Origin of the sequence: Pseudomonas sp. HR96 (assembly GCF_034059295.1) — a bacterium.
Lineage (GTDB): Bacteria > Pseudomonadota > Gammaproteobacteria > Pseudomonadales > Pseudomonadaceae > Aquipseudomonas.
Genome location: NZ_CP139141.1, coordinates 2,809,740 through 2,829,516 on the forward strand (window position 1 = coordinate 2,809,740; position 19,777 = coordinate 2,829,516).

Below are 19,777 nucleotides of genomic sequence, written 5' to 3' on the forward strand. Positions count from 1 at the left end.
ATTGTCTACCTGTGCGGCGTTGACCGCCGGCGTTAGGCCGGCGGGTGTAGGGGGCCTGCTACTTTTTCGGGTAGCCCGCCCGCTTCATGTCGCGTTCGGTGGTCGACTGCGCAGACGCCAGGGCCTGATCCACGGACATTTGGCCGGTCAGCGCCGCGGAGAACAGCTTGCCTACAGAGGTGCCGATCGACTGGAACTCAGGGATCACGACGTACTGAATACCCACGTACGGAACTGGCTTGGCTGACGGCTGGGAGGGATCGGCATGCTTCATCATCTGCAAAGTCACCTGAGCGAACGGGGCCGCCTTCAGATAGGCATCGCTGTAGGTCGAGATACGAGTACCTGGTGGGACGTTGGTGATGCCGTCCTTGTCGGTGACCAGTTCGATGTATTCCTTGGAGGTCGCCCAGGTGACGAAGGATTTGGCAGCATCCTTGTGCTTGGATGTCGCTGGGATTGCCAATGACCAGGCGTACAACCAGGATGAACCCTTGTCAGTGACTTCAGTCGGCGCGGGCGCAAAGCCTACGCTGTCGACCACCCTGCTCTGCTCCTTATCCGTAGTGAATGATCCAGCAACGCTGGCATCGACCCAGATGGCGCATTTCCCGCTATTGAACAGGGCAAGCGTTTCATTGAAGCCATTGCTCGACACGCCGGGTGGGCCGTACTTTTTCAGGGTATCCACATAGAACGTGGCGGCCGCCTTCCATTCGGGGCTATTAAGTTCGGGCTGCCATTTCTCATCAAACCAGCGCGCACCGAAAGCGTTGGCCATGGTGCTCAGCAAAGCCATGTTTTCACCCCACCCGGCCTTACCCCGCAGGCACATGCCGTACTGATCCTTGGTCGGGTCATTGAGCTTTGCGGCGAACTCACCCAACTGTGTCCAGGTGGGCTTTTCAGGCATCGTCAGGCCCGCGGCCTTGAACAGATCTTTGCGGTAGTAGGTAACAGTACTTTCACCGTAGAAAGGCAACGCGTACAGGGTGTTGTTGACTGAGAGGCCTTGGCGGACGGCCGGAAAAATGTCATCGACGTCGTAGCCTGCCGGAAGATCCTTCATCGGCTCCAGCCAGTTCTTGGCGCCCCACAGTGGCGTCTCGTAGGTACCGATGGTCAATACGTCGAACTGGCCGCCTTGGGTGGCGATGTCGGTTGTCAGGCGTTGGCGCAGTACGTTCTCTTCGAGTACGACCCAATTGAGTTTGCTGTCGGGATGCTGCTGCTCAAAGACTTTGGACAGCCGCTGCATGCGGATCATGTCGCCGTTATTGACCGTCGCGATAGTTAGCGTCTCGGCGGCATGGCTGACAAGGGCGAATGACAGACCAGCAGAAAGAATTAGCGCATTCGTAATCTTCATGGGGCTCTCCGCTCCAAGCCGGTTCGACTGGAGCTGTTATTTTTGTTGGTGACCACTGCTGCTCAGATCGTGCCCTGGCACTAGCGGTGTACGAGCCGATTAGATCACCTCCAAAAATGAGTCTCAAACGAATGGCGGACGCTGTATTGATACTTTTTTGACCTTGCAGTCGCTGCGGGCCAGCGGTCAAAAAAGTATCGATGTGCGGCAAAAGCTGGGCTACCGGCTTGCAGAGAAATCGGCGTATGGTTACGGCATTCGACCCATAAAACAAATAAAAGGGGCACTCGATGCCTGATAACCGCGCAGCTCTGTTTGAGCACCGGCCCGCCGATCTTGAGGTCATCCTCCCAGGCCCTGATCAAAGCTTTCGGTGGTACGAGCACGACTATCCCTATGATCTTGCCCGCTGGAATCACCATCCCGAGTACGAGATCCACCTGATCCGACAAGGTAGCGGCAAGCTGTTGGCTGGCGACTACATCGGCCCCTTCACGGCTGGACATGTCGCATTAATCGGGCCTGGCCTGCCGCACGACTGGATGGGAGACGTGGCCCCAGGCGAGCTGATTACAGGTCGTGATGTGGTTTTGCAGTTTGATGGCGCTGCCCTGCTCAATCTCCGTGGTTCTTTGCCTGAGCTATCAGAACTGAAAACGCTGTTCGAACTGGCCCAGCGTGGGATTGAGTTCACCGGTACAACGGCCAGAGACGCTGCTGTCCTGCTTGAAAGCATTGGCCAAGCTGAGGGGCTTCAGCGCCTGATCCAGTTTCTGGATCTTCTCGGCACGCTCGCCAGAGCTCCTAAACGTGACATCCGAGTATTGGCCAGCGCGTACTACTCGCCGTCACTGGACGCCCGCAGTTCCGAGCGAATCAATCAGGCCTTCGACTATCTGATCAACGAGCTCACGTCCGACCTTCGGCTATCGGTAATCGCCGGGCGCGTCGGTATGAGTGAGGCTGGATTCTCTCGTTTCTTCAAACGAATCACGGGCCACGGATTCATCGATCTGATGCGCAAGCTACGCATTCAGCGCTCCTGCCGGCTTCTTGTCCAAACGCAGCTTTCGGTGGCGGAAATCTGCTTTGAGGTCGGTTACGAGAACGTCTCCAACTTCAACCGCCACTTCCGGCATGAGATGGATCAAACGCCCAGCGATTACCGACGCACTACGGCCGTGACACTCTTCAATCGCGATGGTGTTCACCAATCACTACCCGTTGTCCGGGCGCGGTGACCAAGCGTTTTAATCTCTGCCACGCGTCAACGAATCCAATAGAGAGAACGAATATGCAATTGCCGACCGTTGTGGTGTTTGGTGAGGCCCTGACCGATGTAGTTCAACACTCGCCCGGGCACTGGCAGGGTTATCCAGGTGGCGCACCTTGGAACGTGGCGCGGGCCATGAGTCGTCTGGGCGTACCTACGGCGTTCGCCGGTTCGATCAGTACAGATTCACTGGGCGACGAGCTCGCCGAGCAATCAAAGGCGGCGGGCCTGGACATGAGATTTCTCCAGCGTGTGGACGCCGATCCCTTGGTGGCGATCGTGCCCTCCAGCCACCCTCCCCGCTATTTCTTCGCCGGCGAAGCCGACCTGCATTTCGACGTGCAACAGCTCCCTGAAGGCTGGCTGGACAGCGTTGAGCTTTGCCATTTCAGCTGCATCAGCCTCGCCCGCCAGCCATTGGGCGATCGGCTGGTGGAGGTCGCCAGGATGGTCAAGAAGCATGGAAAGATCGTCAGCTATGACCCAAACTGGCGAAACCTGATGGACAGCCGCTACCGCGAGGTGACGTTCCCCGCCATGGTGGGGTTTGCCCACATCATCAAGCTTTCCGATGAAGATCTGCGTCAGATCTATCCTGGGTTGAGTGAGGAAGAAGCGCTTGAGGAGCTACGCGGCATGAACGCCGCTGCGCAGATCCTGTTCACCCGCGGAGCTGAAGGCATGGTTTTGTATGAGCACGATGCCAAGGTTGAACAGGCTGCGATTGCCATCCAGGTTGCTGACACTGTGGGTGCCGGTGACGCGAGCATGGCCGGATGGTTGGTCTCATCGTTCTTGGGTATTCAGGAATCCCGAGCTCGTCTGCAGTTTTCGGCAGCCTGCGCGTCGGTGTCTTGCATGCATTCCGGGGCTTACGCGCCTAGCCGTGAAGAGGTGACGGCATTGTTGTCCGGCTGAGTGTGGCGAGCTAGCGGGTATTCGGTACGTTGTGATTGTCCGGCCTCACCCCCCCACAGTAGAGAAACGAAGCGGAATGAAACCCCCAGCCCTCCCTTCAACCTTTCATGAGTGGTTATTCGGAACGAGAGCTGGCAGCACTAAGCGTAGTAAGCAGTTTTGAATATGATCCGGATAGGCATTCCTGCGCGACTTGGGCTTTAGGGGGTTTGGATTAGAGCTCCGTTGGGGCAGGAGAAATCTGGCGATAAGGGTGATCGCGTCCGCAAGAAAAGCGAACACCATCGCCAGTAGTCAGGGAACTCTGAACGTGCTTTCGCCAGACATTCAGGAAGCCTTAGCCGACAACACATGTAGAGCCGTTCGTTGCTATAGACTCCTTTTAGCCCTGAAGCTAAGCTCCATTTTCACATGCACATGCTAAGGATGGACGATGCTGCTCGGGCTCAATCTGCTCAAGAAGACCAAGGACGAATTTCTCACGGATCTAGCCAATCTCGCCAAGTCCCAAGAAACTCTAATATTCATTGATACGAACATACTGGCATACCTGTTCAAGCTTCACGCGGGTGCTAGGCAAGAGTTTTTCGACTGGGCAGTGTCCGCGATAAACCAGCAGCGACTGTATCTACCGGCGTGGTGTGCGGGTGAATACTTGGCCAAGGTTCGGGAGGGCTCGTTGCACTCCTACACCCCGAAGAGCAAAGGTGACGACCAGCCGAGAAAGGCCTTGGAGGCGATGTTGGACACGGCAGCGTTGTTTGTCGACGAGACCGTGCTCAAGTCGGCCGAATTTCCAGGTTCACGCAACGATTATCTCTTGGGATTTCGTGCAGCTATAGATGGACTCAAGCAGTACACCCAAGCATTCAAGCATCAGTTTGATCCAGACAAAATCCACGCTGAGATTGAAGAGCATCTAGGGCCAGCGGTGCTTCAGTCTGCGATAGCATCTCTATGCGATCGTGCAGCAAAAGAGGGCCCCTCACGAATAGAGCATCGTTTGCCACCAGGTTTTCGGGATGATGGGAAACCCGAAAATCGCCTCGGAGATCTCATCGTGTGGATGGAGATACTTGAGTACAGCCTTACCCGAAAGGCTGATTTCAAGCAGGTACTTTTCCTGACCAATGATGAGAAACCCGATTGGGTCTATGCTCCCGCGAAGCGTCTGGAACATACCCGCAGGGGTACCATCCCAGTTGGTAATATCAATCCCAAACTGAAGATCATTGACCCTCGGTTGATTTCTGAGTTCGACCAGCTAATCGGGCATGCGAATGTCTCGATCTGCACTCTTTCCTTACTAGTGCAAGGATTATCGAAAACCGATCCTTCGATCGTCACTGAGCTAGCAGCAGCGATTCAGATCGAGTTGGTGGCTAATGAAGAACTCGCCACTTCGACCGAAACTGTTACGCCGCCGGAACTAAACTCCTTAGCCACATCTGATGGATCTCCCCTTGTAGTTGCAGAGGCACCCCCACCGCCGCAGCCCGAAGGAGCTAGAGAGGAAGATCCATCTTTGCAGCCAGTCCATGCGCAGGAACCTGGCCAAGCGGTTGCAGCTCCAGAAGAAACTGTTGCAGACGCTCAGCAAAATCCGCTGGAGGATATTCAACCCGACGCTAACGCGCCTCAAGCCGCGATTGAAGATCATATCGCAGCGGTTATCGAGCGGGAGGGTTACCATGACGCAACCTACCAGGCTGACGCACCTAGCCAACTCAATGAGATCATTAGTTCACTTCAGTCCCACAACTGGTATGTTCAGAATCCGGCCATCGAGAAGCTCAGGGCAATAGTCGATGAGGAGTTTCCTCCAACGTCTTGGTTTGTCCTCGGGCGCAACATCTATCAGGCCGCGTGTGGTAACGCTCAAAAAGCCATGGACTTCATGGCAAACTTAGAGACACGCCTAAAGCGCTTCCCCGATCCTGTTGCACGATATGTACTCGCGGGTATGGTGTACGAAATCTATTTCGACGCCCAAGGCACTTTGCGAGACTCCCCCAAAGCAGGCTATCTGGCCAAGCCTCTCGCCCTCCTCGCAAATGACGAATATTCAGATGTCGCAGTGTTCATCAGGGCGCGGTTGGTGGCAGCAGGCGCCCGTCTGTATTTCACTCCAGGGGACAAGAGCAAGCACGCCCTCGTTATTGAATCTGTACCCCTCGAAACTGAAGATCTGATGGATGCAGATAAGCGCCGCCAGTTGACCGCGGTCACGCTCGAAGGACGCCAGATTCTGGTGGATGTGCCACCGGAATCGGATCGTTGGTTGACTCGGTATAGAACGTCCTACTCTGCCGCGGATGTCGTGGCTGACGTGAGCTCTGCTTTGTCTATCCCTCGCTGGGCATTGCGTTTGGAGATGCACCCAGAGACGGAATCTAACGTTCGATTTGTCATCCCGGATGATCATTGGCTGCAGCCTGGGATTGTGACCGTGGAAGACATGGAGGCTCAGTCGGAAGGTTGACAGTCTGGTGCGACTTTTTCCAGCTTGAAGCCATCTGCGCCGCCCCGAGCAAAGCGCGCTTCGTATTTTCGGGAAACCGATGATATTGCGGATGCGGCCTGTATGACTTAAGGACACCTGTGACTCACGCTCAGTCGGTCACAGGTTGGTCACTACCGTTTTTTGAGCTACATTCGCCTTTACCGTAACATCTCCGCTTCACTGTTCGCGCCTCCACAGTAGGGCTGCGACGCGAAACTCACCGGGTGGTTATTTCAGCAAGCACAACAGGTCAGTACCGGCTTCGATAGCCCACTCTAAAAGACCTTGAACGTTCCGTTGGCGTTGATGGCCCATTGGCACGACGCTACTCCAACTTATACGAGCAGCAAGCTGGACTGATACATGAACGCCTGAACTGCTAGTGTCGCACCCTTCAGGATCACAGCGGTAGAGAACGCAACCGCTGCGAAGACCGAAAACACCAATGATGCTCCAACAGCAATCTTTACTCCCATAGCAGTTTTCATATCGATCTCGAAGGACATTGAGGATGCTGTGATTATCCCATGCGTCGATCGTAAGAATGAGAGCTGTTGGAGTAATGGACTGTTTCTTCAGAACTATCAAACCATCTGTGGCAGGAGTGCCCGGATGAGTCTGACTGAGGCTGACCAAGCCACACAATCGAGTGATCACCACGCCGCCGGCTGCTGCCTCAATCGCTGAGGAGGAACCAGGGCACCCGATCCGGAAAGATTAGCGACGCGCATACCGCGCCGATTCTCGTTGCAGGGTGGCGCAGCGATGTGTCGTTTTCCATTTGCGAGATGCAGGCAGTCTTCCAGCGCTCAGCGACATCTTCCACCGTCCAGACCTTATGGCCGATCTGGAAAACATGGTTTATCCCATTAGGAACGAATGGCTGGCTGAACTCCAGGTAACTTTGGGGAATGAAGATATTGAGGTGCGCGTGATCGAGGCTCTCTAGGTTGTAGTCCAACTCCTCTTCCAGCGAATGTCGTCCACTTATGAGAAGGACAAGCGATAATGTCTCAGAAGGCGAGTTGCAAAAGGGTTTCAAAGCAGCCAAGTCCTTATCAGCGCGTGCCTTGAGATACGCGCACACATCCTTCGCCGGCAGCAAGGGCCTGGCAAGCCGGCCCTCATGCTCCACGAGAGCGTTGATTAGTGTGCTGACGACCAGCTCGCCAAGGCCATTCAGGTCATCGGTTTTGATGGCTGTAAGGAACGCGGCCCAGTACGGTGCTTCGTCCTCGCTCATGCCAGCACACACACTTGCGTAGTGCTCCATCAGAAAAACGCTGAGTTGCCCCAGTGCCTCTCTGAGTGGAGCGTCACTGATGCCGAGCTCCCGAGCCAGATGCACCGCTGCGCCGGCCCAACCCAATATCCGCGATATGCGCTGCGGAAGGTAGAACAGATCTGGAATGCCATGACGGCACAACGAGCTGGGGTTTTCTCGAAGTCCTTGGACAATGTCGCGGAGCAGCTGCTCAACTTCCCCTACGATTCCGTGCGCAAGCCCCGCTATGCAGTCGCGCGAGGTGTTGTCCTTGTACGATGAAGGAAGGAGCAGAGCTATGCACGTAGCGCTTAACTCCACTCGTGAGAAGCTATTAGCGTGACGCCCTGTGCTCTTCTCCAATGATTGCCAGATCCCGCCAATGAATGGCCCAACTGAGTTGGGTATGTCGGCCAATCGATCAACAAACTTGGTGAGGACAGGAAAAAGCTTCTCCGGAGTGAGCTCGTGCTCGGGGGCGAACATGAGCGCGTAGAGCTCGGCAGATTGACTGCTGATGGCTTGTCCACCTAGGGATGCGGGTGATATCCCGGTGAGCCCTAGCAAAGAGGATGTTGGATTGTCAGTAGCATGCGGATTGCCAAACAGCGGCATATGACCGTAGAGGTTGACGCCCCATACGGACGGCATTTGCCCTCCTTGAGTCTGCTCTGCCACATATTGCGCTGCGGGTCGGCCGATATCGACCAGATCAAGCATCCTCGCTCGAGAACCCGTGTCGATCTCTCCATCCAGCACTTTCAGCAATGCTAGGGTGCCATACCCACCACGACTGGTCTCGCCCGCGTACTGATCAGCAGCAGACGATACAAAAAATGAAACGCCGAATGTCTTGGCCTTACCAATCACTTCGGGTTTTAGAAGGATACCCAAATTGGAAACCATACCGGCTGCATTGCAGGCGTCGATGATGACGTTACAGTGCGCTGCTTTGAGCTCGTTGAAGTACTCGAACAAACGACTGAGCGCGAACCCAGTGGTTGAAAGGCGATCGGCTCGGGTATCGCTCAGGCAAAGAAAGTAACTTTCATTGGCTTCTCCGCCGTGGCCTGCAAAAAAGAGCGTAAAACTCTCGATGTCCTCGTACCTGTCTTGAATATCAAGCAGCGTAGCATCTAGCTGATGCCGGGCTGGAGAGTCAAGCAAATAGGCGTCCGCTGGGTTGATATTGCTCAATGCCCCCGTGGAAAGCGCGGTATGGACAGAAAGCGCGTCACGCTCGGCTCCAGACAGCTTATTGAGAGACTGATAATCGTCACAACCGATGCACAGCAAAACCTTGGACATCACTGCTCCCTGGTACGAAATTTGGACTTTCGCGTGGCTTCCTTTGACAACGCTTGGGCTGTTTTAAGCTTCGTGACCTCATCTACCCTCGCCAGCAGTTCAGGTTCCTGGAGCGAAGGGTCAGAATGGACACGATTGGCGAGGCTGGGGGGCATGCGAAACTCTGGAAGCGATACTTGCCCATCCCGACCCACCGAGTATTCGACTTGCTCAATGGCTTTGAGCATCTGCTCCCCCAAACTCCCTGTAGAGCCATCTATGACGTTGCCGCTCTCTTCGCACGTATCGGAAATCATCTGGTAAAACGCCTTGGCAAAGCTGTTCGCCATGCCGTTAGAAATTTCATCTACCGTGCGCTCAATGACGTCGAGGCGGCCCTCCATGATGTCCTCAAATCGCAGCCTTGTTTCATGCTCAATGGTCTGCATCTGGTCGACGCGGTCAGGAGCATAGCTGTGATGTGACTGCCACGATCCTCCGTGGCTGAAGCGCTGGACTTCATCGCCACCACCCAACTTTTTGCGTTCTAGTTCGAGCTTTTCCCCAGTAGCTTTCATGAACGCTTTCATGACGAGATCCGCCTGCGCATCAAACGGGAAAGGATGGGCTTTGTCCCTCATGTCTCACTCCTAATTGATCAACCTAGGCCCGCCCAGGCAGATTATTTCGCACCATCGCAAGAGACCTGCCGCAGCCTCTACCCCATAGCTGGCGCAATTGCCGACTCACCAGCATCACAACCTTCCGGAATGCTTTGGCACGGGGTGGCCATAGTATGTCATCCATCGCTGAGGCGCCCTCCTGAGAGGCCAGAACCGGCAGACTTCAGCAGGTTGGGCTCTCTCACAACTGACATGCGCCGAAACTGACAAGCCATGGAGTCCATCGCCTTTTATTTTGAGTGCCCTCTCAGGCTCTTGGATTGGGCAGACAAGCCCTGCAACACACCACAGATTCGAGAATCGTCCAGAGCATAGCGAGGAACGAATGTCATGCCTGTGGGCAGCTGTTGCAGCGTACTGATCAATGCCCCTCTCCCCGTTCCAAAATTGTCCAGAATGTACGACTTTAATCTGCTGGGATGGTCGATGGCGTAGGCCGATCGGAACAGCGATAAGTCCATGATGTACCCGCCCACCATAGCCCATGCATGGCCATCCCAGACACGATCGATGACCTCACCGTCGTAGGTCGGCACAGGGATGTTTTCAACGCATTGGAATACGTACCCGCCGTTAATAAGCAGATCTCCTAAGACTACAATTCCAGGAATACCCCGAGCTCTGAGCGCCGCGATTAGCCCCGTGCTGACCATCACACAGGAACCAAATGCAGAAGGAATTGAAGTCAGTGTTTTGCGGATAACCTCAACGATGGCATCCATATCATCAGCCCGGAAGCATGCATACTCGGCGTAGGACTCAGCGCTTCGGTCTCGGGCAATTATGTGTTCAAGAGCTGTTGTGAAAGTGATTTCGTCCATGTTCATAGCGCCTTTCGATTTAGGAGGGGCTTCTTGGGCTTCGCCGGCTTGTACTTGCAGCGAGGAAAAGCTGAACAGGATTTGAAAGCACCAAACTTACCGGTGCGATGAAGCACGACACCATGCTGGCAGACCGGACAACGCTCCTCTTCGATTGGCTCGCCTTTCATATCCGTGACCGTCACCACCCCGTCCTTCACCAGCTCCGTCAGAAATGGCGAATTTCGGGCTGATACGGTAAACATCGCGACAGACCGGCGCGCCCGCGTCAACGCGACGTAGAACAGGCGGCGCTCCTCGCCGTGCAGGTAAGTGTCACCTTCCGGCATCACCAGACTGAACACAGGATCATCCCCTTTGGCGCTCGGGAATCCCCCGACCATCATCCCTGGCAGCAATACGTAATCAGCTTGATCGCCTTTAGACGTGTGGATGGTTTTGAATCGAATTTCCAGCTTGTCGCCATAACGCTGTTTCCAGTCCTGAGGTATGAACTGCGCGTCTGACTTGTATCGTCCAAGCACAAAAACCGATATCAGCCTGTCGCTCGCTCTGGGCACTGCACCGGTGCAAAGCTGCTGATGGAGGTCACTCAGGTACTGCCTTAGGCCATCAGCTATCTGATCCCTGCCTGGAAGTTGGAATGCTTGGAAAACTGGGCCAATCGGTTCCGTTACCGAAATCACGGTCTTCTGCAGCTGAGCCGGATTCTTCGCAACGAACTGACTGGATGCATCACAGATACCTTGAGGGCATCGATAGGTCTTCTCCAGTCTGAACACCTCCCCGTGCCCATACCAATCGACGAATCCAGTCATGACACCTACGTCAGCGCCAGCGAATCGGTTGATCGACTGCCAATCATCACCCACCGCAAAGAGGTGACTATGGGGCTCCGTCACCAATGCCCGGCAAAGCCGCGCACGGGCACGCGAAGCATCTTGGTACTCATCAGCCATGACCAACCGATAAGGTGATCGATACCCTCGCTCTAGGCAGTCTGCGGCGAGGTTGATCATGTCCTCGAAATCGATCCCGCCGTCTTCTTTGAGCGCTGCATCCCACCCCTGAATCACAGGGACAGCGAGTTCAAGGAACATCTTGTAACGGAACTTGAGAACACTCAGGGGAAGCGCGTTGTAGCGCTCGTGAAGTTTTTCCGCAGTCAGACTATTGCTCTTGTAGTGGGAAATGAACGATCGAAGTACCTTGACCAGGTCGATATGTTCCAGAGGTACCAAGCCGGAATCGGGGATCGGGCGATCAGGATTAGGATCGAGTACGACACCTCGCGAGGTCAGCTCGCGCGTGAGATGCGCAAAGATTTCGCCAGTCCGTAACTGATGTGAAGTCGACTCAATCAGCTCGGTGCCCTGGCTAGCGTGCGTCTCACGCTTCCAGGCCGCGCCTTGCGCATAGTTCTCAAAATGCGCGGGTGCTTGGCCATCCGCGTCGAAGGCAAAATGCTCGTGATAAAGACTTAATTTCGGGTAGTAAAAGTCAGGCACATATTGTCGGTAATCGGCAGTTGCCGTGTCGTGCTCATAGGGTCTCTCGTACGCGTACTCCACCCCGTTGTAGAACAACCAGTTGGCAATCAGGCGCTCTTCCTGACTAGCGACGTGCTCACCATTGAGTGTCACCAGCCGTGCCTCTCCCTCTTTATCGAAGGCCTCTGCCACATCCCTGAGTGGCGCCGATGAATGATCACGCCCGAAGACCAGCCGGAACAGATCCCACTTGGTGCGAAACTCATCTGAGCTGTCTTTCAGAGCGTCGACAATCTCCCCCAGTTTTTCGAGCCCAAGCTCAGTTTTGGTCGTCCATGTGGGTACGCTAGGCTTCCTGCCCGTCGCGCCACCGATGATTTTCAAACCCAAAGAATGGAACGTCATCGCATTGATCGTCACGCCAACCATGCCAAGACGATCCAGGGATTCAGCGCCCCGCGCCTCCAGTTCCTGCGCTGCATCCTTGTTGAAAGCCAACATGATGATTTCAGAGGGCGCCACGAAGCCGCGGTGCACTGCATAGATCGCCTTGGCAACCATTGTTGAGGTCTTGCCTGACCCGGCAGATGCAATCAGTTGAACCCGATTGTCGAAGCAAATCACAGCCTTTGCCTGCTCATCGTTCAGCGGCCGAGACTCGACGTTATCAAGCAGGTGGGAGCAGACATCCATCTCGCGGATCATGTGCGCCTGGTTTCGGGCTTTCCATTGCTCCGGCCAGTCCTGAGACCACTGAGCAAGTCGAGCCTGAACGCGCGGCTTGTTATCTCCCATCGACGCCTGGATGACAGGAGAATCAAAAAGCGCTTTAAGATTCACGGTATCAATTCCCAAAGCGTGCCTCTGGGACATCAGTTCCCGCTGCAGGTCGTGGGTGAGCCAACGATGTTCGGCGTCCGCGGTCGCTACAACCCGGTCAACCTCTTTCAGCCAATTGATGATCTTGGCGTAGAGCGAGCGGAATTGCTGCTTGGTCATTACTGCACGCAGCTGGTGATCCAGGACGTTACGGGCAGACTTGGCCAACCCAACAAGACGCACTTCGTGGCCTATCCAGACGGAGACGTTCGTCCAGAGCAGCCTGTGGTGGAAGCGCAGGGACGAAAACGATTCTAGCGGTATTGGATACCTCTGCCCGGCTAGCGTGACACTCAGCTCATCGTTCTCGATCACTAGCCGCCACGGCTCTGCTCTTCTGAAAAGCCGTGACAGAAAAGAAGGTTGCCACTCCATCGCCATCCGTAGACCACACTGCGAAAAGCAAAGAGTTTACCAGATGTAACAGAGTACCAACCTACCCCCCAGTGCTCTAGTCCGGACTTGTCAGCTCTCAATGTGGCATGCCACAAAGTGCGTCATCGGCTCGGTTATCAGGGTCTCGGATACGGCTGGATAGGGGATTTCCGTAATTACCTGAAATGTGCAAAATTTGCACAGTGCATGTTTCGGCAACGCAAGCTCCGCGCCTCAACACGTGCCACGTTTGCCTAAAGCCGCAGACCAACCAGCTCGGTGGTCAGGCGGCGTATCTCGTCTGCGGCATGCGAGTGGGGAGCGACATCCAGAACGGAGTCAAAATACGAATAGCCCTCCATGAACGGCTGCTCATAATTGTACTTGTCGATCACGATCTCGTGCGCATTGGTCAAGTGGGTCATAAGACGTGTCAAGGGAAGCGCCATTATGTCGCTGAGAATATGCTCACGGAATTTACTGGAGGCAAGCCTCGCAACCTCAAGCGCCTCCGCTGTGTCTTGCGGTAGATCCAGGGCGCCCAAGTACTCCTCCAATTCTCGGCTTCTGCCTCCTACATCGTTGCGCGTGATCAATCCAAAGCAGCTGGGTGTCCGGCGCCCTCCTTTGCTCCTTTGCAATCTCAGATTCAATCGCTCGGCACTGTCTACTGATTGAGGGCAGGCGCTGTCGATGATGATCGCAACCAGGTCTGAGTGAGCACGAATCAAATCGACCTTAAGGTTGAGGTCAAGCAGGATGTAGTCGTAATCAGCGTGCAGGTCTTTAAACATCCTGCACGATCCAATCCGCTCGACCATCGAACCTAGCGTCCCACCCATCTCAAACTCAAGCCCGCTACGATCCATAGGCGATCCATGATCCACGATGTGTCTCAAACGTTTGGTCAAGGCTTCCTTTTGGGCTACCGAGAAGAACACATCGGGGTAGCCAAAAAAATCGACGCTTGCCGTTAGGCCGCCAGCTCTGGGGCGTCCCCCTTGTGATAAGCCGTCCTCATAGCAGCAATCATGGGAGATGACGGCCACTCTGCTTCCTCGCTCCACCAGACATGCTGCGACGTCTACAGTGATCGGAGACTTACCGACGCCCCCTTTCAGTGAAGTGATACTCATCACGCGGGCTGCGTGCGAAGCCCTTAACATCTTGGCGGTATCCTCCGTCATCGGGATACCCGATCGGTCATAGAAATTTCGGACAACGCTTTTGCGAGGTGCTCGCTGGCCTTGCTCGTAAGACCTCCAGGTACGCTCACTTACCCCGGCGCACTCTGCGGCTCTGAACCTGGACATTGAATGCGCAATTCGGGAACTCATAAGGGCTGCTGCAAATGGGGACATAGCACTTCTCCTTTTCTGATCAATCAGCGTAAGGGTTTGCCCAATCTGATAACAGCTGGCACAGAGTGCCGCACCGTTCGCCCTAGACATGAGTATTCAGAGCTTTTCGCCTCGCTAAGCTTGCGCAGTCAGATGCTGTTTACACTCGATTGCCACCGTTGCGGTGGGCGGAACCACCTTTTACATAGGCTTGACCGACACCACCTCGACATACCGATATTTCTTCCTGGCCGCCTTCACTGCTTCCTGCTCTGCCAACAGCTTGCTGAGGGTGTCGGCCTCGTGGATCAGCTCAAACGTTTTGCCTTCAAACTCATTGCCTACGCGCAGGATTACCTGAAGCCTGGGTGTGAAAGCCTTCGCTACCTTCTTCTTTGCCACAGGCGGTGCAGGCTTCACGAACACCACCTCAGGAACCGAGTCCTGCACCGGTGGTGCAGCCACTTTTGGTGAGGGCTCGGCGTCGCCAAAAAGCGCTCTGCGCATCTCTTCTTCACTCAGATCTGGGGTCATGCAATATCTCGATGGGAGCCACACTCGAATGTCCTGATTCTAACAGTACGTCGAAAGGCATCCCACCAGCGGATGGAGAGCGTGAGAACCTTGACGGCAACTTGTCGCCAACGAGTCGCGATTCGGATTCGGATTCGGATTCGAAGGAGCGCTGCGAAACACAATGGTTCTGTAAGTGATGATGGCCACACCGGGCTCACCACCGCTTAGCTCATTCCGGAGACCTGAGAGATGCCGTGACGCTGATGAACTCGTACGGCATAAGGGCTAAAAGCTGTTACCGCGGTGCCATCGGCGCGGAGGAATTAGCTGTAAGCCTCCTTTCTGAATCAGCTGCCGCCCAAGGAAGCTTCGACGATATTGCTTGTGTGCTGCATCACGCGGGCAGCTACGTCAAAGACGTCGCGAGCGGTGCCCCGATGCTTTTCACCAAGATTGAACACGTCATCTATCTGCTGCTCTTTGCCCGAGCCTGGGTCAGGATATCTGCCTGCCCAAGTCACGAAATGTGTCAGGCCCCGAAGTATTGCGGTATCCCTGTTCGACAGCCCTGGAATGAATGAGGCGAGGTCATGCAATCGGTGGTGGTGCATCTTTTTTTCTAATTTGGTGAAGCCCTCAATCCCTTCCCTGATGATAACCATCGATTTGAGGCAGATCTCAAGACTGTAGCCAACAAGCATCAGGGCGGCGGCGCAGTATTGGCTTTCGCACACTCCGCGGATTTGCACTGGGAGCAACTCAAAATTCTGCTCCTTTTCAAGAACAGCATGTGCCGCCTGCGTCATGGCCTGCGCCTGAGCCATCCAAAGAATCGGATTTTTGAGCCGCTCACTCGCGTGCATTACTGAGTGGTCAATCGGAAAACCTGCATGGTTGCATTCCAAGTCCCAGATATAAGGGCCAAGCAGGCTATAGCCGAACGGATCGATGGCAAAATTCTCTCTGCCTTGAGGTAAAGGACTGGGCGAACTTTTCATGCTGGTGAACTGAGCTCATGTAGGTCATGTGATTGGTGATTCAGCGGGGGGCACCCTCGAAATTGGTGAGGGAAAAGACCGTGCGTCACCGCGAAGGAGGATGAAGAGCTAACGATGAAATTCGGCATTGCAAAACCAAGCGTCCTCGGCAAGGGCTTCATAGAGCACCTTCTTCCACCCATTGGTGAGCAGGCCGGCTACATTGGCGCCTGAGCGAAGGAATTCAGAGAACGCTTCAGGGGGCTGCCTGCTGAAATAGCTCGCTCGTAGATCCATCAGGGTGCTGAGTTCTGAACCCGCCTGGATGCTGTAGCGCTCGGCAATCCCGAACAAATCAAAATGATTAACTACCCTCGCCTTATCGTCATCACTCCAGTCATTCGGCGGACTGGCGCGGTAGATGATCGTGCAAGGGCTGGTGTGGGATACGAAAACACTGATCCACCTTTCCTCGAAAAACTGTCCTTTGTCCAGATACGGATGAAGCGGTTGCCGATGCGGGTGATCAATAAGGGGGTTGCGCTTGTCGGTATTACAATCACGGCAGGCAGGGATCAAGTTTTGGGGAACGATAGCCAGCTTCGGATAGTTGGCTTTTGGCAAATAATGATCCAGGGTGCGAGGGCGTCCTATCCCTCCACATGTCGGACAATGGTCACCTGCAGCCACCAAGATAGAGTCGTAGAGAGCTCGACCAGGCTCTCGCTGCACCATGTAGTATTCATAGAGGTGAACAAGTTCGCTTTTTCGAATGTCATTGATCACGAAAGGATCATCCCCCCTGGCCAACCTCAAATAGGGCATTTCCCAGGTGGATCCGGCAGCGACCCTTTCGATGAATTCAGCGGCATTCGCTGTGATACCTGGAAGAATGTCCCTCATTCTGGCTCGCTGTTGATCATCGATGATCGCAGAGGTGCAAGCTATGTAGGCTTCCTCAGGGGTGCAGGTTGGGGCTAACAATTGCTTCATGCCTGCCCCTTTGAATCACGCTCAGCGATTAACGCCCGAAGCACTGCCTGACCCTCAAGCCCCAGTCTCCCACCAAATTTTCGAAGGATCGCGTCAAAGCTGTGTCCCTCGGCGGCTTCAGCCGCTAGCAGTGTATGAAAACCCGACGATGCCACCTCCAAGCCAAATACTTCCCGGGTCAGAATTCCTACGTTCTCGCCGAACGTCTCGACTGTTGGCCGCTGTGCTGATGCCACTAAATTAGATCGATGAATTTTCCATACGCACGAAGCAGGAATTTCTTGAAGCACTACGGGCGAATGCGTGGCCACGATCGCTACACCGTTACGATCCAGAAGCAACTCACTCAACGCCCGAATCAATGCCGATAACAGCGGGGGATGCAAATGGCTTTCGGGCTCATCCATCAGAACGAGTGTTTTCTCTTCAACCCGTTCGACCAGCTTGGTGATAGTCAGCAGCACGATCGAATGGCCGGAGCTGAGGTTCGAAAAAATTTCGTCAGCTGCCGTGATCCATTCTTCGCCGCTTAAGGACAAAAGCCGCTCGAATCCCAAACCTGCAAAGTTTTCGTCAGACTGCAGGGTTATGACGGCTTGCCGCCAGCGATTACGCTTATGTGTCTCTCGCAAGCACCCTCTCATACCGGCGATAAAGTCTGATTTGAGCGCGTCCCGGCGCTTCAACTCATGCCATGCGTCCTCTCTTTTTGACTTTAATCCGACATAGAAAAAGCAGGTGCCTTTGGATGGGTCAGGCTGTTCGGGAGGCGGGTCAAAGGGGTCAAATGCGCTAAAGGATACGAGCACTACGCTGCTGAAGAAATCCGGGGCGATAATCGTCCGCTGCTGCCCCCAAAACTGAAACTGGGAAATGGCATCTGCACCAGTGTGGCCCGTGTGAATGGCTTTGGTGATCCCGTTGAGGATGGTGGTTTTTCCGATTCCATTACGACCAATCAGCGCGTGCACATTTGTTTGGGGCGTCGAATCAACATCTACATCGAAACTCAACTCAATCCCAGCGGTAGAGCTATCAGCTTGCTTCGCATAGATGAAAGAAAAATTGGTTCGAATAGCACCACCGACCAGGACTCGGGAGAATTGATTTTTGACGCTGGTCAGGCTGACATCGCGTAACAACGAGATTGAGAACACCGGCTCATCTTTTATCGTTTCGAGTATTTCGGGGTTGGCAACGATGTCCCTCATCGCTAGCAGAAAGTCGGACTGCAGCTCGCCCGAGGATGAGTTCGCAATTTTGTGGTAGTACTCGACACTGGTGCCGAGTGAGAAGAATCCCTCAGGGAGCATTTCGAAGGAGTCGGGAAGCTTGGATCGAGTGGATGCGGAAGTATCCTGCCCTTTGAACCCGATTTTGACGTTCTCAAGGTCGTGGGCTTGGCCAAATTCGTCAAATACGATCACATAGAACATCGTGATGAAGCTGTGATCGTTCCAGCGGTCATATTTCAGGTAGGCAGTACTGGCTTTGCCGCTCGGAAATTTATCTTCCCTGCCGATGATGTGGAATTCCATTTTGCCCTGCCCGTGGTAGACCCCTATGCCCAGCGGTCAACATTATTGAATGGCACGGATGATGTCATTTCGGCCTCACAACCTCAAATTGTTGGTGTGACGCTGGGACGCGGAATCTCAGGAAGGATAGCCGCATCTACCTTTACCTAACACTGATTGTGTCTGGCGCTGATGGATAGCCCGACCGCCTCTGCGCCAGTCCGAGGGTAGGGTTATGTAGGATCAGTGCCAGCAGATGACGGGTTCAGTAGCCCCGTTCTCGTGCGAACGATGCGCAACGACATAGACTCCGTCGGTTGCGATGATGAGCTCGTACTCCTCGACCCAAGCACGGTCTTCGATGACTCCGGTCTGGATAGGAGAACCGTCCTGCCGGTCTCCATTCTGGTCGCAAAACAAAAGTCCAGACACCCTTCTCTTGTGCTCCAAAGCGCAGAGCAGGTACCCCGTCACACCCTCTGGAGAAACAGCAACCAGCGCACGATCAATGGCGCTGGGGAGCCTATTGAACACCACTTCTCTTGCAGCGCCTGAGTCTTCATGCGCCAGGCCATGGCAACTTTGCTTAATGGGGGATGCGGCGCTTGCCATAGTCAGCCCCCCTGCTCATCGGGCTGCTTTTTGGTCACTGCATAGAGTGTCAGATGGTTTAGATCCTGAACCTCAAGCCGGTAGCTCTTCCCAGTTTCCGAAAGCACTACGCGTCCCAAAGCAAATATGCGGAAATAGTCTGCAGTCTCTTGAGCAAGGGTGTCGTTGAAGTAACCTCGGAAGCGGTATGCCTCCATCTCTTGATTGGTCACCTTCAGGTAAACGCCCTTCCCATCAATCCTGTCCATGAACCAGAGCATAAATCCAGCGTCCTTGCGGGGTTCCAACCTGGCTCCGCCATGGATGACACGCTTGGGTTGCCCTGGGTGAGCTTTTGATACGTTGGGGAAATAGGAGATCAGCGGCATCTCACCTTCGCCGGCCACCTTGAGTTGCAGGCTGAAGAACTCTTCCTTGTCTAGCTCCGCAGCATTGCGGTAGTACTCCACAAGCCGTTCAAAACTTTTCGTTCGATTCCTGTTGGTGAATGACTCGCCCTTACCAACACCCATATCCCCGCGACGATTTTGGGCCAAACGATCCGTATCTGCCCCTCCCACGTCTTGGGTGCCAACCTGCCGGCCCGCGGGTGCAGGATCAAACTCATTGATGAAATCGTGGAGCTTGCGCTTGGCTTCCCGATCTTTGGTTTCGGCTTCTGAAGCGGGAGCGATGTCGGTGGTCGCCTCATCGGCTTGCCACGGACAATCCACCGCATGGCCTACCCCGGGATCGCGAAAATGGGCAGCCCTGTAGGTATCTGTCGGCAGGCTGGAATAGTTGACGCCCGTAATCGTCGGCGGCTCGTCGAGCGCTAAGCACCCCGAGTCGGGGCATTGAAAGGTGAAACGGGCCCTGGGCGCAGGCAAGGAAAAATACGCTCTACGGGCCTCGGTGATTGAGACAGTCCGGCCTAGCTCTACGCAATACGCTTCGTTGATTCGAATTTGCCCTGACATT

General features: G+C 54.6%; 15 protein-coding genes. 3 read left to right on the plus strand and 12 right to left on the minus strand.

All coding sequences use genetic code 11. The features are described 5' to 3' along the window. Nucleotides 1-58 precede the first annotated feature (58 nt). A complete protein-coding gene (locus SFA35_RS12585) occupies nucleotides 59-1,369 on the minus strand; it encodes a sugar ABC transporter substrate-binding protein (RefSeq protein WP_320570852.1) in 1,311 nt (436 codons plus the stop codon). Between the two features lie 290 nt (nucleotides 1,370-1,659). Between SFA35_RS12585 and SFA35_RS12590 the strand changes: the two genes are divergently transcribed. The 3 genes from SFA35_RS12590 to SFA35_RS12600 all read left to right on the plus strand — a co-directional run bounded on the left by SFA35_RS12590 (nucleotide 1,660) and on the right by SFA35_RS12600 (nucleotide 6,042). Beyond that, entirely contained in the window at nucleotides 1,660-2,610 is a 951-nt protein-coding gene (locus tag SFA35_RS12590) for an AraC family transcriptional regulator (protein WP_320570853.1), read from the plus strand. Between the two features lie 53 nt (nucleotides 2,611-2,663). Further along, the gene (locus SFA35_RS12595; RefSeq protein WP_320570854.1) at nucleotides 2,664-3,560 is read left to right on the plus strand and encodes a carbohydrate kinase; all 897 of its coding nucleotides are present in this window, start codon (nucleotides 2,664-2,666) and stop codon (nucleotides 3,558-3,560) included. A gap of 433 nt (nucleotides 3,561-3,993) precedes the next feature. After that, on the plus strand, nucleotides 3,994-6,042 hold the full coding sequence (locus SFA35_RS12600; RefSeq protein WP_320570855.1) for a PIN-like domain-containing protein: 2,049 nt from the start codon (nucleotides 3,994-3,996) through the stop codon (nucleotides 6,040-6,042). A 697-nt stretch (nucleotides 6,043-6,739) separates the two neighbouring features. On the opposite strand, the gene SFA35_RS12605 is transcribed toward SFA35_RS12600, so the two are convergent. From SFA35_RS12605 to SFA35_RS12655, 11 genes are all read right to left on the minus strand, one after another. Beyond that, the gene (locus SFA35_RS12605; protein ID WP_320570856.1) at nucleotides 6,740-8,635 is read right to left on the minus strand and encodes a caspase family protein; all 1,896 of its coding nucleotides are present in this window, start codon (nucleotides 8,633-8,635) and stop codon (nucleotides 6,740-6,742) included. Continuing rightward, nucleotides 8,635-9,255 carry a hypothetical protein gene (locus SFA35_RS12610; RefSeq protein ID WP_320570857.1) on the minus strand — a complete coding sequence of 207 codons (621 nt, stop codon included), beginning with the start codon at nucleotides 9,253-9,255 and terminating at the stop codon, nucleotides 8,635-8,637. The genes SFA35_RS12605 and SFA35_RS12610 overlap by 1 nt, the downstream gene beginning before the upstream one ends. 272 nt (nucleotides 9,256-9,527) lie before the next feature. Next, nucleotides 9,528-10,118, minus strand: coding sequence for a hypothetical protein (locus SFA35_RS12615; RefSeq protein WP_320570858.1), 591 nt, complete (start codon nucleotides 10,116-10,118; stop codon nucleotides 9,528-9,530). Nucleotides 10,119-10,120: 2 nt separating this feature from the next. Then, nucleotides 10,121-12,868, minus strand: a complete 2,748-nt coding sequence (locus tag SFA35_RS12620; RefSeq protein ID WP_320570859.1) for a UvrD-helicase domain-containing protein — start codon at nucleotides 12,866-12,868, stop codon at nucleotides 10,121-10,123. 248 nt (nucleotides 12,869-13,116) lie between these two features. Continuing rightward, nucleotides 13,117-14,313 (minus strand): AAA family ATPase, encoded by a 1,197-nt coding sequence (locus tag SFA35_RS12625; protein ID WP_320570860.1) that lies wholly within the window; start codon nucleotides 14,311-14,313, stop codon nucleotides 13,117-13,119. A 90-nt stretch (nucleotides 14,314-14,403) separates the two neighbouring features. Next, a complete protein-coding gene (locus SFA35_RS12630) occupies nucleotides 14,404-14,736 on the minus strand; it encodes a hypothetical protein (protein ID WP_320570861.1) in 333 nt (110 codons plus the stop codon). Between the two features lie 329 nt (nucleotides 14,737-15,065). Further along, nucleotides 15,066-15,716 carry a hypothetical protein gene (locus tag SFA35_RS12635; RefSeq protein ID WP_320570862.1) on the minus strand — a complete coding sequence of 217 codons (651 nt, stop codon included), beginning with the start codon at nucleotides 15,714-15,716 and terminating at the stop codon, nucleotides 15,066-15,068. 108 nt (nucleotides 15,717-15,824) lie between these two features. Further along, nucleotides 15,825-16,688 carry an HNH endonuclease gene (locus SFA35_RS12640; RefSeq protein ID WP_320570863.1) on the minus strand — a complete coding sequence of 288 codons (864 nt, stop codon included), beginning with the start codon at nucleotides 16,686-16,688 and terminating at the stop codon, nucleotides 15,825-15,827. Beyond that, complete coding sequence (locus tag SFA35_RS12645; RefSeq protein ID WP_320570864.1) at nucleotides 16,685-18,226, minus strand: AAA family ATPase; 1,542 nt, start codon at nucleotides 18,224-18,226, stop codon at nucleotides 16,685-16,687. Before SFA35_RS12645 ends, SFA35_RS12640 begins: the two co-directional genes overlap by 4 nt. A gap of 222 nt (nucleotides 18,227-18,448) precedes the next feature. Continuing rightward, complete coding sequence (locus SFA35_RS12650) at nucleotides 18,449-18,817, minus strand: hypothetical protein (RefSeq protein ID WP_320570865.1); 369 nt, start codon at nucleotides 18,815-18,817, stop codon at nucleotides 18,449-18,451. Between the two features lie 2 nt (nucleotides 18,818-18,819). Next, nucleotides 18,820-19,776 carry an ATPase gene (locus SFA35_RS12655; RefSeq protein ID WP_320570866.1) on the minus strand — a complete coding sequence of 319 codons (957 nt, stop codon included), beginning with the start codon at nucleotides 19,774-19,776 and terminating at the stop codon, nucleotides 18,820-18,822. Nucleotide 19,777 lies beyond the last annotated feature (1 nt).